The sequence below is a fragment of the Pseudomonas sp. KH_050 genome (genome assembly GCF_057838875.1).
In genome coordinates, this window is sequence record NZ_CM174478.1 from 5,578,882 (window position 1) to 5,591,678 (window position 12,797).

Below are 12,797 nucleotides of genomic sequence, written 5' to 3' on the forward strand. Positions count from 1 at the left end.
AGGTTGTCAAATGACAACCTGAAAAAATCCACTTCCCCCCAATCAGAAGTGTGAGCTTCGAAAACCGTTCGGATAGGGCTGGACGATGATCTGCGCAGAGTACAGACGAGACTGAAAGTGGAAATGCCTTATGTCTTTCAGGTTATTGCGAAGTTTCCACTTACACAAAACCGATTCTGCTTCCCTGATTTTTTGCCAAGCTTTGTTTTCAAGTTTTCTCAAGGAGAGAGAGATATGAACAGCAATCAAACCCCGCCCCTGCCCAATGCCGCAGACGCAATGAAGCTCAAGGCATTGATTCCCGAGTTGGTGGATGCCTGCCCGGATATGTATTCCATGGCCCGGGAGGCCGCTCAGGAGATTCTCGACAAGCACGGCATTCACAACATTGAGCCGGAAACGGTCTATTGGCATCGTTTCAACAACACCACAGCGAGCAATCCCAAGGCCTTTACCGGTTGGGAGCACTTTGGCATACCCCATCAATCGCTGACCCTGCCGCAATTGGTGATCAAACGCTTCGATGTTCATGATCAGGACAATGCGGACCTGCTCGACTCTTACGGCGGTTTTTATCGCGCCGGCCCGGATGCCGGAACATACAATGAAACCAACGATATCCACCTGCATGGCAATGAGGTGCTCAACGACTTCTGGGCGATCAATTTCAAATCACGCTACAACGATAAGCTGACTTCGTTCTGGAAAAACCACGCCGGACATTTCAGGGCATTGGCCAAGTGCAGTTTTATTGCCAAAGCGATGGAAGACCGGGAAAGCGGAAGGCTATCCGACGATAATTTCAGGACAGTCATCAAGGCCGCAGCCGGAAACATTTCCTGGCCGGTCACCCTCGACATGTTGCAAGCGGACGCTCCGGCGGTCGATGGGCTGCGCATTTGCAAACTCGAAATAGGCGAGTTCTTCGCTACCGATATCCTGCGTATCGTTGATCGCAACGGTCGGCAAATCATCTACGTACCGGGAGAAGTCTGGGGATTTCACGCATTCGAGACTCCCAGGGATCTGCATTGGTGGCTATTGTCGTTGGCCAAGGACACTGCGGGGCGGCAGCGACTGATGTCACATTTTCAGCTGGCGGATCACGACATAACCCAGGACAACGTCAATACCGATTTTTGGCTGTCGGTTCTTGAGGTGGGGGCTTCGCTGGGCTCTCCTTTTGCAAGTTTGCTACCAAAACGCAAAGAGCGGCCCGATCACGAGCAAGTCGGGCTGAACGCCATGCTGGATCTGCTCTTCAGCACCTGGCAACACGGCAATCATCACTTGCTCAACTCCACGGAGGAGAGGATCACCACAGATGCCTTCACATTTTTGAGCCAGGCCACACAAGCGCGCATGATCAGTGATGCCAACTATCTGATGCATTCCAATGGCGAATTGAGGAAGAAGCTATGGATAGGCTACCTCAATGCCTTCAACCGGGTTTTTGGTCCATTGGCCGCAGTCGGTTGGCCGGTGGCGCTGGTGGTGGTGGGTGCCGGTGTTGCCAACGTCGGGTTGAATATCGATCAAGCGGTGAACGCTAACACCCTCTCGGAACGCAAAGCGGCCGTCATTAGCGCCATCTTCGCGGCCGTGGACACACTGTTCAATGCCACGTTCCTCAAAGGCAGCGGTGCACTGCCGGAGATTGCCGAGGCCAATGAGTTCATCGCCCCCGAAGAAAAACTGGCTGAAGCAGCCATCCCCCAAGCCGCCCTCCCCACCCTCGAAGAACTAACCCCCGGCCGCGTTTACCCGGTCGAGCAGGACGATTTTCTTACACCCTTCAAGACCGAAATAACAGAACCCATCTATACCGGTTTCAGGGAAAAAAAGTACTTTTACATTCTTGAAACACCCAAAGGCAAAAACTACATCTTGATGAGTCATGGCGCGTCCTCCAGTCATTTCGAAGTCCGCTACGTTGCCCAGATGAACACTTGGGTCATCATCGACCCGGCAAACCCTTACTCCTTCTATCGCAATGTCCCGGTACGCTTGAATGCCTATAACCGGTGGGAGCCGATCCCCGGTCTCGGCTTGAAAGGTGGCGGGCGGATTTTCGGCAAGAAGCCCTGGGGACAAGCCAGTGGAACGCTGCCTGATATCGAATTGCCCCCCACGACATACGACGTGCCTGCGGCGTTTCGAGACGAATTGAAAGAGGCTGCCAATGGTCGTGTTCCAGACCGTAACCTGAGTGACAATACTGTCAATCTGAAGAACCCAGAGGACGGCTTATCAAAGTTCAAGTCTTTGCGCCGTAGCTTGCACACGGACGCCTCTGCCTACTTTGCCCATCCAGGCTTGCCAGCCAGAGCAGAAATCCCCCTATTCAATCCCGCCACCAAAGCCAAAGACATCATCAAGCGAGTTTTCGAGAACAGTCGCGCCCTGGTGATTGGCGAAAATCACTCCACCGTCGGCAGCAAACAGTTCCTGATCGAGAACATGGAGTTACTGGCCAAACAAAAAGTCAAAACGCTCTATATGGAACATCTGCTGACGGACTTTCATCAGGCGGACCTCGATACCTTCTTCCGTACTGGAAAAATGCCGGAAGACCTCGAGCGTTACCTGAAAGAACTGGATGAAGGTCATCGAACCGACCCCAGCGGGCGGTACACCTTTCTTGAAGTGGTCAAATCCGCTCAAGAGAACCATATCCGCATCCAGGCCATCGACTGCATGAGCAGTTACCGAGTCACCGGTCTGGAAGAGCCGGCTCAGAACTATCGGCAAAAAATGATGAATTACTTTTCCCACCTCATCATCAACGCCGATCAAGCGGCACGAGGCGCCCATAACTGGGTCGCCCTGGTCGGCGAAAGCCATGCCAATACCTTCAATGGCGTGCCGGGGCTCAGCGAACTGGAAGGCGGGATCGGCTTGCGTATCGAGGATGTTGCACCGGGACAATCCAGCGGTATTGAAGTGGACCCGGGAAGGTTCGCCACCAACGAACTGGAGCAAGTCCAAGTAAAAAATGATCTGAGATTGCAAATGGAGATCCCTGAACGGGTGGCGCCGATTCAACCCATTGAAAAACGCCTTCCTCAACGCGGCATGTTTACCCTTGAACATACCTCAGGCAGACCGTTTCTCGTTCACCGCAGCAACGACGGCTCCATCGTGCGCACCGCCATCCAAAGTGATCGAGGGCATCTGTACATAGAGCGCCCCAAATGGTCGATCAGCAGCCAACGTTTTTCCAGCCTCGCGGAGTTTGTCAGCGCACTCGAACATATGGGCATGAAATTCGTCCGTTGATTGCCTGTTCACTCAGCAGAAGTAAAACGTAAAAAAACAAAACCCCGGCCTGAGCCGGGGTTCTGTTTGATCGGTTAACGCCCTGTTTGCCGGGGCGCTAGCGCAGGATCACTCCCACTCAATGGTCGCTGGCGGCTTGCTCGACACGTCGTAGGTGACGCGGGAGATGCCTTCGATTTCATTGATGATCCGGCCACTGACGGTTTCCAGCAGCTCGTACGGCAGGTGTGCCCAGCGGGCGGTCATGAAGTCGACGGTTTCCACAGCACGCAGGGCCACGACCCAGGCGTAACGACGGCCATCGCCGACCACGCCGACCGACTTCACTGGCTGGAATACCACGAACGCCTGGCTGACCTTGTGGTACCAGTCGGCCTTGCGCAGTTCTTCGATGAAGATGTGATCAGCGCGACGCAGCAGGTCGGCGTATTCCTTCTTCACTTCACCGAGGATCCGCACGCCCAGGCCCGGGCCCGGGAACGGGTGGCGGTAGACCATGTCGTACGGCAGGCCGAGTTCCAGGCCCAGACGACGGACTTCGTCCTTGAACAGCTCGCGCAGGGGTTCAACCAGCTTGAGGTTCATTTCTTCCGGCAGGCCACCCACGTTGTGGTGCGACTTGATCACATGAGCCTTGCCGCTTTTCGCGCCAGCCGACTCGATCACGTCCGGATAGATAGTGCCTTGGGCCAGGTACTTGATGTTGTCGAGTTTGCAGGATTCGGCATCGAACACGTCGATGAAAGTACGGCCGATGATCTTGCGCTTCTTCTCGGGATCCGACTCGCCTGCGAGGTTATCGAGGAACTGGTCGGCAGCATTGGCGCGAATCACTTTGACGCCCATGTTCTCGGCGAACATGGCCATCACTTGCTCGCCTTCGTGCAGACGCAGCAGACCGTTGTCGACAAAAACGCAGGTCAATTGGTCGCCGATGGCCTTGTGCAACAGCGCAGCCACTACCGAGGAGTCAACGCCGCCGGACAGGCCGAGCAGCACATTGTCAGTACCGACCTGGGCACGGACTTGCGCGATGGCGTCTTCAGCGATGTGCGACGGCGTCCACAGGGCTTCGCAGCCGCAGATGTCGAGGATGAAGCGCGAGAGGATGCGACCGCCCTGCTTGGTGTGGGTCACTTCCGGGTGGAACTGCACGCCGTAGTAGCCACGGGTATCGTCGGCCATGCCAGCGATCGGGCAGCTCGGGGTGCTGGCCAGAATATGGAAGCCTGCCGGGATCTCGGTGACTTTGTCACCGTGGCTCATCCATACATCAAGGCCGAAGACGCCATCGGCATCGACATGGTCTTCGATGCCATCGAGTACGCGGCTCTTGCCGACCACGTCGACGCGGGCGTAACCGAACTCACGCAGATCCGAACCTTGCACACGACCACCCAGCTGTTCAGCCATGGTCTGCATGCCGTAGCAGATACCGAAGACCGGTACACCGAGGTCCCAAACGGCTTGCGGCGCACGCGGGCTGTCGGCTACGTGCACGGACTCCGGGCCGCCGGCGAGGATGATCCCGCGCGGGGCGAATTCGCGAATCGCCTCGTCATCCATGTCAAACGGATGCAGTTCGCAGTACACGCCGATTTCACGCACGCGGCGGGCGATCAGCTGGGTGTACTGGGAACCGAAGTCGAGGATCAGGATGCGGTGGGCGTGAATGTCGAGGGCCATGGTCATTCTCGTCTAATTTCAGAAACGACACGGGGCTGAAGAAAACAGCCCCGGTTACTAAAGTCATCAATCACCTTCAGGACTGAACCTGAAGGCGATCACTATCAACCTACGCGATAGTTTGGAGCTTCTTTGGTGATCTGCACGTCGTGGACGTGGGATTCAGCCATGCCAGCGCCGGTGATGCGCACGAATTCAGGCTTGGTGCGCATTTCTTCAATGTCGGCACTGCCGGTGTAACCCATCGAAGAACGCAAGCCGCCCATCAGCTGATGGATGATCGCGCTCAGGCTGCCCTTGTACGGAACGCGACCTTCGATACCTTCCGGCACCAACTTCTCGGCACCCGCGGAAGAGTCCTGGAAGTAGCGGTCGGAGGAACCCTGGGCCTGAGACATGGCACCCAGCGAACCCATGCCGCGGTAAGCCTTGTACGAACGACCCTGGAACAGTTCGATCTCGCCCGGGGCTTCTTCCGTACCGGCGAACATCGAGCCCATCATCACGCAGGAAGCACCGGCCACGATGGCCTTGGACAGGTCACCGGAGAACCGGATGCCGCCGTCGGCAATCAACGGCACGCCGGTGCCTTCAAGGGCCGCGGCGACGTTGGCGATAGCGCTGATTTGCGGCACGCCGACACCGGCAACGATACGCGTGGTGCAGATCGAGCCTGGGCCGATACCGACCTTGACGGCGTCGGCGCCGGCTTCAGCCAGAGCCTTGGCGGCAGCGCCGGTGGCGATGTTGCCGCCAATGACCTGCACTTGCGGGAAGTTTTCCTTGACCCAGCGAACGCGGTCGATCACGCCTTTGGAATGGCCGTGGGCGGTATCGACCACCACTACGTCTACACCGGCATTGACCAGAGCAGCGACGCGATCACCAGTGTCTTTACCGGTACCGACCGCAGCGCCGACACGCAGACGACCCTGGTCGTCCTTGCTGGCCAGTGGGTAGGCCTTGGCTTTTTCGATGTCGTTGACAGTCATCATGCCTTTGAGGGCAAATTTGTCGTCGACGATCAGCACGCGTTCGATGCGGTGTTTGTGCAACAGCTCGCGTGCTTCATTCTTGTTGGCGCCTTCCTTGACCGTGACCAGACGCTCTTTAGGCGTCATCACTTCACGGACGGTGGCGTCCAGACGGTTCTCGAAACGCACGTCACGGGAAGTGACGATGCCGACCAGGTCGCCATCGTGCAGTACCGGGACGCCGGAAATGTTGTGCAGGCGGGTCAGTTCGAACAGGTCACGAACCGTGGCGTCAGCCTCGATGGTGATCGGGTCCTTGACGACACCGGCTTCGAACTTCTTGACCTTGCGCACTTCGGCAGCTTGCTGCTCGATGGTCATGTTCTTGTGGATGATGCCGATGCCACCTTCCTGAGCCATGGCAATTGCCAGACGGGCTTCAGTAACGGTGTCCATGGCGGCAGAAACCAGGGGAATATTCAGCTCGATGCCACGGGTTAGGCGGGTCTTGAGACTGACTTCGTTAGGAAGCACCTCGGAATAACCGGGCACTAAGAGAATGTCGTCGAATGTCAGAGCTTCTTGGCTGATACGCAGCATCGCGGGGGCTCCCGAGCGGGAAAATGGAAGCGCGCCATTATACTCAGACACCCCCCTGGGCTCAATGTAAAACTCTGTCTATTATCGGCATTGCGGATATACGGGTATCACCGCCCCTACGCCGACCGAATACACCCGGGATATCGCGCATGTACACAAATCCCGTAGGAGCTGCCGAAGGCTGCGATCTTTTGATCTTCGCCCCCTCTTCATAACCTCAATTATCCGCTGAAAAGATCCCAGACTTCCCCAATGCCTACAGTTCGACCTTGACCCAAGTAACAGGCTGATCAAGCCAGTCGGCGAACTCGTCGATAAAGCTCTGCTTGAATCCCGCCTCGGCCCAGTTATTGAAGATAAAACCCAGGTTGGAAAAACCGCATTCCTGCAAGAACAGAAAACCATTGATGTCGTCTTCATGGCCGCATTCCGGGCAGATGAAGTTGTCGGTACGCCCGGGCATCCAGTCCTCCAGGCTGTCGAACAGGGCTTCACCCACTTCTTTTCGGCATTCGGCGCAGCCGGCTTCTTCGAGAAAACCCTTGGCCGGCGTGTAAATGCAGCGCTTGGTGATGATCTCCAGGCCATTGATTGGCTCACCAAAAGGCAACGCCTCCGGGTGCAGCACCACATCGCGGGCACCCGGCGCAATGGCATGGGCCATGCGGTTGCCGGTGCGACCGCAGGTGCTCAGTTCGGCTTCGATGATGTTCTTGCGCACCAGCCAGCGCACGATCGCCCGTGCCCGGGGTTCATGCACCGGCAGTGTGGAAATTTTCGGGACGATAATGCTTTGGGAATTCATGGGGTGGGGCCTGGAGCAGTTCTGGATAATGACCAATGATGATCCTCGCCACAGGATCTGAGGGCCGGCAGCTTAATCCTTGACGAAATCAGGTCAAGTACTCAGATAACGGCTGATCAAGGCAATGCCGCTGGCCAGTACCAGCCAGGTCACCAGGTGCACAAACGCCTCGCGGGACAGCTTCATGATCAAGCGGCGGCCGATCCACAAGCCCAGCGCCATTGCCGGCAGTAAACACAGAGCCAGTAACAATAAGGGTAGCTCGGCATACACCCCGGCGAGCAAAAACAGGCTCAAACGCACCACCGTGCTGCAACTGATCAACGCACTCTGGGTCGCTCGCGCCGCATCCTTGGACAAACGGCTGTTCAAATAAATTGCATATAAAAAGCCGCCGCTGCCAAACAAGGCGCCAAACAACCCGCCCACCGTGCCCATCGGAATCGCCCAACCGGCCGCCAGTTGAGCGGGACGAATTTTAACCGCGAGGCTGTAGATCGCATAAGCACTGATAAACAGCCCCATCAATAGCAGCAACACATCGGACTTGAGGTTGAGCAGGAAGATCACCCCCAACGTGCAGCCCAGCGCCATACACGGCAGCAAGCGCAACAATTCGGGCCTGGCCACCTCTCGCCGCGACGGCAGCAAGTTGCCGAACGCCGCGACAAAGTCCAGCAGCACCAACAGCGGCACGATCTTCGACAACGGCAAGAACAAAATCAGAATCGGCCCGGCCACCAGCGCCGTGCCAAAACCGGCGACGCCGAACACGATGTAGGCCAGGGCCACTCCCAGCTCGATCAGCAACCAATCCATCGCGCCGAACGGCCATTGATTCAACAGTGCGACAACACTCATGGGTACGACATCCTTGGTCTCATTTTTGATTAACGTACAGGAGCTGCCGCAGGCTGCGATCTTTTGATCTTGCTTTTGTTCTGCGGCGACGGGGGAAAGATCGCAGCCTCGCTGCGCTCGACAGCTCCTACGGGGGATTGCATGACCGTAGAGATTGTCGGTCAAATGCCTTTATCATGCGCCCCATGATTAAAGACCCCTTTGCAAGACTCGGCCTCGACCGCGAAGTCCTGACTGTCAGCCAGCTCAACGGCCGTGCGCGGGTGTTGCTGGAAGATGTGTTCAGCAACATCTGGGTCGAAGGCGAAATCTCCAACCTCGCCCGCCCGGCTTCCGGCCATGTGTATTTCACCCTCAAGGACAGCGGCGCGCAGGTGCGTTGCGCGCTGTTCCGGCAGAACGCTGCGCGGGTTCGTCAAGCATTGAAAGATGGCTTGGCGGTGAAGGTGCGCGGCAAGGTGTCGTTGTTCGAAGGCCGTGGCGACTATCAACTGATTCTCGACACCGTGGAGCCGGCCGGTGATGGCGCGCTGCGTCTGGCATTCGATGCCTTGAAGGAAAAACTCAGTGCCGAGGGCCTGTTCAGCGCTGAACGCAAAGTGCCGCTGCCCGCCCATCCGCAACGTATCGGCATCATCAGTTCGCCGACCGGCGCGGTGATACGCGACATCATCAGTGTCTTCAGCCGTCGCGCGCCGCAAGTCCGACTGACCCTGATCCCGACCGCCGTACAAGGCCGCGAAGCCACGGCGCAGATCGTCCGCGCATTGAAACTGGCCGACGCCCGTGGCTTCGACGCGCTGATCCTGGCCCGCGGCGGTGGTTCTCTGGAAGACCTCTGGTGCTTCAACGAAGAAGCAGTCGCCCGTGCGATAGATGCCTGCGTGACGCCGATCGTCAGTGCCGTCGGCCATGAAACCGATGTGTCGATCAGCGACTTTGTCGCCGACGTCCGCGCACCGACGCCCTCCGCCGCCGCCGAACTGCTCGCGCCGGACTCCAGCGACCTGCTACGCCGGGTCGAAAGCCTGCACCGCCGCCTGGTGATGCGCATCCGTGACCGGCTGATGCGCGATCGCCTGCGCCTGGAAGGCATGGCTCGGCGCTTGCGCCATCCCGGTGAACGTCTGCGCCAGCAAGCGCAACGCCTGGACGACCTGGACATGCGCATGCGCCGCGCTTTCGAGCGCAGCCTCAATACCCGCCGCGAGCGCTTGATCCGCCTGGAAACCCGTCTCGCCGGGCAGCATCCGGGTCGCCAGCTGGCGCTCTTGCGCCAGCGCCTCGACAGCCTTGCCGAACGCTTGCCCCGGGCGATGCGCGAAGGCCTGAAGGCCCGTCGCCTGCAATTGCAGAGCCAGATGCAAACGCTGCATGTGGTCAGTCCGCTGGCGACCCTCGCTCGTGGTTACAGCATCCTGCTGGATGAACGCGGCCAGGCCATTCGCAGCGCCGCCCAAACCCACCCCGGTCAGCGCCTGAAGGCCAGACTCGGCGAGGGCGAATTGCAGGTTCGAGTCGAAGACAACCACCTGACGCCCGTCACCCTTTCTTTACTGGATTGATTCATGCCGCGTTTTCTTTGCTCCCTGCTATTGCTGTGCCTGACCCTCAACGCCCACGCCGACAGTTACATCACCCGCCTGCTGAACAAACCGGTGCCCGGTGGCGTGGCGGTGGTCGATCTCGGCACCTCGGCCCAAGCCCCCAAGGCCAGCTATCAGGGCAAGCCACTGCTGGTGGTCAAGGAACAGAACAACTGGCTGGCAATTGTCGGCGTGCCCTTGACCGTCAAACCCGGCAGCCAGCAGATCAGTACCGGCGGGCGCAGTGTGAAGTTCACCGTAGTTGCCAAGAAATACCCGGAACAGCACATCACCCTGAAGAACAAACGACAGGTCAATCCCGACCCGGCGGACCTGCAACGCATCGAAGTTGAATTGGCCGAACAGATTTCCGCCTACCGCAGCTTCAGCCCCAACACCCCGAGCAACTTGCTGCTGGACAAACCGGTCAACGGGCCGCTTTCCAGCAAGTTCGGCGTGCGCCGCTTCTTTAACGGCGAAGAACGCAATCCCCACGCCGGGCTGGACTTCGCAGTACCCGCTGGCACTCCGATCAAGACCCCGGCCGGCGGCAAGGTGATCCTGATCGGCAATTACTTTTTCAACGGCAACACGGTGTTCGTCGACCACGGCCAGGGCTTTATCAGCATGTTCTGCCATATGTCGAAGATCGACGTGAAGGTCGGCCAGCAATTGGCCCGCGGTGGCGTGGTCGGCAAAGTCGGCTCCACGGGGCGGGCGACCGGGCCGCATATGCACTGGAACATCAGCCTGAATGATGCCCGGGTTGATCCGGCGATCTTTATTGGGGCATTCCAGCCCTGAGAGTTGTGGCGAGGCAAAGGGCTTCATCGCGAGCAGGCTCGCACAGGGGAACGCGGTGCCTTGTGGGAGCGAGCCTGCTCGCGATAGCAATCTCAAAGCCAATATCGGAACAAAACCAGGCTAATCCTCCAGAACTCAATTGCTGACCTTTAGATATCAGCGCAATTTAATCAAATACAAACTCAATCCAGCGCTACAAAATCTCGAATAACCCTCAAAAATCAGAACTTCTCTCAATTTTTTTCACCTGCTTGCCATCCTTCATTCCAATGGTTAGGGTTGAAGGCATGAAAACCTCTCACACCCTCATTCAGCGACGCCAGCACCGCAGCCTCTGCCTCGTCAGTGCACGACTGCCAGGGTGAATCGCGGTGCCTCGTCCCCAGCTTCATCAATAGAAAATGTTTCAACGGCAGGCCGCCTCTTTTCGGCCAACACCATAGGGATTTCCTGATGACCATGCTCAAAGACCCGTCCTCGAAGTACCGCGCATTTGCGACCATTGATATTCCGGACCGCACCTGGCCTTCGAAAACCATCACCGCCGCGCCGATCTGGTGCAGCTCCGACTTGCGCGATGGTAACCAGTCGCTGATCGAGCCGATGGACGCAGTCAAGAAGCTGCGCTTCTGGAAAACCCTGGTCGCGGTGGGCGTGAAAGAGATCGAAGCCTCCTTCCCTGCCGCTTCGCAAACCGACTTCGACTTCGTCCGTACCTTGATCGAAGGCGGCCATATCCCGGACGACACCACGATTCAGGTGCTGACCCAGGGTCGTGAAGACTTGATCGAGCGCACTTTCGAGTCCCTGCGCGGCGCGAAAAAAGCCATCGTTCACCTGTACAACGCCACCAGCCCGTCCTTCCGCAAGATTGTCTTCAATCAGGACAAGGAAGGGATCAAGGCAATTGCCGTGGACGCCGCCAAGCTGTTCGTCAAGTATGCCGCCCGGCAGCCGGACACCCAGTGGACATTCGAATACTCGCCAGAGACCTTCAGCGCCACTGAACTGGAATTCGCCAAGGAAGTCTGCGATGCGGTGATCGAGGTCTGGAACCCGACACCTGAGCACAAGATGATCCTCAACCTGCCGGCCACCGTCGAATGCGCGACGCCGAACATCTATGCCGACCAGATCGAGTGGTTCGGCCGGAACATCAACCGTCGTGACAGCGTGATCATCAGCCTGCACACCCACAACGATCGCGGCACTGGCGTTGCCGCCACCGAGCTGGGCCTGATGGCCGGTGCCGATCGCGTCGAAGGTTGCCTGTTCGGCAACGGCGAGCGCACCGGTAACGTCGATCTGGTCACCGTGGCGTTGAACCTCTACACCCAGGGCATCAACCCTGAACTGGACTTCTCGGATATCGACGGCGTGCGCAAAGTCGTTGAGGAATGCAACCAGATAGCGGTGCATCCGCGTCACCCGTATGTCGGCGACCTGGTTCATACCGCATTCTCCGGCTCGCACCAGGACGCCATCCGCAAAGGCTTCTCGCAACAGAAACCGGACGCCTTGTGGGAAGTGCCGTACTTGCCGATCGACCCGGCCGACATCGGTCGCAGCTACGAGGCGGTGATCCGCGTCAACAGCCAGTCGGGCAAAGGCGGTATTGCCTACCTGCTGGAACAGGAATACGGCATCAACTTGCCGCGCCGCATGCAGATCGAGTTCAGCCAGGTGGTACAGCGTGAAACCGATCGCCTCGGCCTGGAAATGACTGCCCAGCAGATCCACGCCTTGCTGCACACCGAGTACCTGCAGGCTAACCTGCCTTACGCGCTGGTCAGCCATCGCTTGCAGGAAGAAAACGGCCACAGCGCGGTCGACGTCGAGGTTCACTGCGACGGCGAAACCCAGCACTGGCGCGGCAAGGGCAATGGCGCCCTGGAAGCCCTGGTGGCCGGTCTGCCGATCGCCGTGGAGATCATGGACTACAACGAACACGCGATCGGCGCGGGCACCAATGCCAAGGCTGCGGCCTACATTGAGCTGCGGGTGAATGGCGAACGTGCGGTACACGGCGTGGGTATCGATGAAAACATCACCACCGCCAGCTTCAAGGCCCTGTTCAGCGCGCTGAACCGCTCCCTGAGCCAGCCGCAGGCCCAAGCGGCGTAAGTCGTCGCTGAAATGCAAAAGGCCCCAAGGTTAGAACCTTGGGGCCTTTTTTGTTTTAGCCATTTTGAAGATCAAAAG

General features: G+C 58.1%; 8 protein-coding genes. 4 read left to right on the top strand and 4 right to left on the bottom strand.

What is annotated here, in order from left to right:
• Positions 1 to 234: 234 nt before the first annotated feature.
• Complete coding sequence (locus AC3IUA_RS25630; RefSeq protein WP_489357635.1) at positions 235 to 3,279, top strand: membrane-targeted effector domain-containing toxin; 3,045 nt, start codon at positions 235 to 237, stop codon at positions 3,277 to 3,279.
• A gap of 108 nt (positions 3,280 to 3,387) precedes the next feature.
• On the opposite strand, the gene guaA is transcribed toward AC3IUA_RS25630, so the two are convergent.
• From guaA to AC3IUA_RS25650, 4 genes are all read right to left on the bottom strand, one after another.
• Positions 3,388 to 4,965, bottom strand: a complete 1,578-nt coding sequence (gene guaA, locus AC3IUA_RS25635; RefSeq protein ID WP_489357636.1) for a glutamine-hydrolyzing GMP synthase — start codon at positions 4,963 to 4,965, stop codon at positions 3,388 to 3,390.
• Positions 4,966 to 5,069: 104 nt separating this feature from the next.
• A complete protein-coding gene (guaB, locus tag AC3IUA_RS25640; protein ID WP_489357637.1) occupies positions 5,070 to 6,539 on the bottom strand; it encodes an IMP dehydrogenase in 1,470 nt (489 codons plus the stop codon).
• Positions 6,540 to 6,795: 256 nt separating this feature from the next.
• Complete coding sequence (locus AC3IUA_RS25645) at positions 6,796 to 7,344, bottom strand: sugar ABC transporter ATPase (RefSeq protein ID WP_489357638.1); 549 nt, start codon at positions 7,342 to 7,344, stop codon at positions 6,796 to 6,798.
• A gap of 93 nt (positions 7,345 to 7,437) precedes the next feature.
• Positions 7,438 to 8,205, bottom strand: a complete 768-nt coding sequence (locus AC3IUA_RS25650) for a sulfite exporter TauE/SafE family protein (protein ID WP_489357639.1) — start codon at positions 8,203 to 8,205, stop codon at positions 7,438 to 7,440.
• A gap of 185 nt (positions 8,206 to 8,390) precedes the next feature.
• Here AC3IUA_RS25650 and xseA point away from each other — a divergent pair, with 185 nt between their 5' ends.
• The 3 genes from xseA to leuA all read left to right on the top strand — a co-directional run bounded on the left by xseA (position 8,391) and on the right by leuA (position 12,719).
• A complete protein-coding gene (gene xseA / locus AC3IUA_RS25655; protein ID WP_489362480.1) occupies positions 8,391 to 9,770 on the top strand; it encodes an exodeoxyribonuclease VII large subunit in 1,380 nt (459 codons plus the stop codon).
• Positions 9,771 to 9,773: 3 nt separating this feature from the next.
• Complete coding sequence (locus AC3IUA_RS25660; protein ID WP_489357640.1) at positions 9,774 to 10,595, top strand: peptidoglycan DD-metalloendopeptidase family protein; 822 nt, start codon at positions 9,774 to 9,776, stop codon at positions 10,593 to 10,595.
• Positions 10,596 to 11,048: 453 nt separating this feature from the next.
• Positions 11,049 to 12,719, top strand: a complete 1,671-nt coding sequence (gene leuA, locus AC3IUA_RS25665) for a 2-isopropylmalate synthase (RefSeq protein ID WP_489357641.1) — start codon at positions 11,049 to 11,051, stop codon at positions 12,717 to 12,719.
• Positions 12,720 to 12,797: the final 78 nt, after the last annotated feature.

What these genes read in the sequence shown, in the direction of transcription:
- AC3IUA_RS25630 (WP_489357635.1), top strand. Translation starts at nt 235, where the DNA reads ATGAACAGCAATCAAACCCCGCCCCTGCCCAATGCCGCAGACGCAATG.
- guaA (WP_489357636.1), bottom strand. Translation starts at nt 4,965, where the DNA reads ATGGCCCTCGACATTCACGCCCACCGCATCCTGATCCTCGACTTCGGT.
- guaB (WP_489357637.1), bottom strand. Translation starts at nt 6,539, where the DNA reads ATGCTGCGTATCAGCCAAGAAGCTCTGACATTCGACGACATTCTCTTA.
- AC3IUA_RS25645 (WP_489357638.1), bottom strand. Translation starts at nt 7,344, where the DNA reads ATGAATTCCCAAAGCATTATCGTCCCGAAAATTTCCACACTGCCGGTG.
- AC3IUA_RS25650 (WP_489357639.1), bottom strand. Translation starts at nt 8,205, where the DNA reads ATGAGTGTTGTCGCACTGTTGAATCAATGGCCGTTCGGCGCGATGGAT.
- xseA (WP_489362480.1), top strand. Translation starts at nt 8,391, where the DNA reads ATGATTAAAGACCCCTTTGCAAGACTCGGCCTCGACCGCGAAGTCCTG.
- AC3IUA_RS25660 (WP_489357640.1), top strand. Translation starts at nt 9,774, where the DNA reads ATGCCGCGTTTTCTTTGCTCCCTGCTATTGCTGTGCCTGACCCTCAAC.
- leuA (WP_489357641.1), top strand. Translation starts at nt 11,049, where the DNA reads ATGACCATGCTCAAAGACCCGTCCTCGAAGTACCGCGCATTTGCGACC.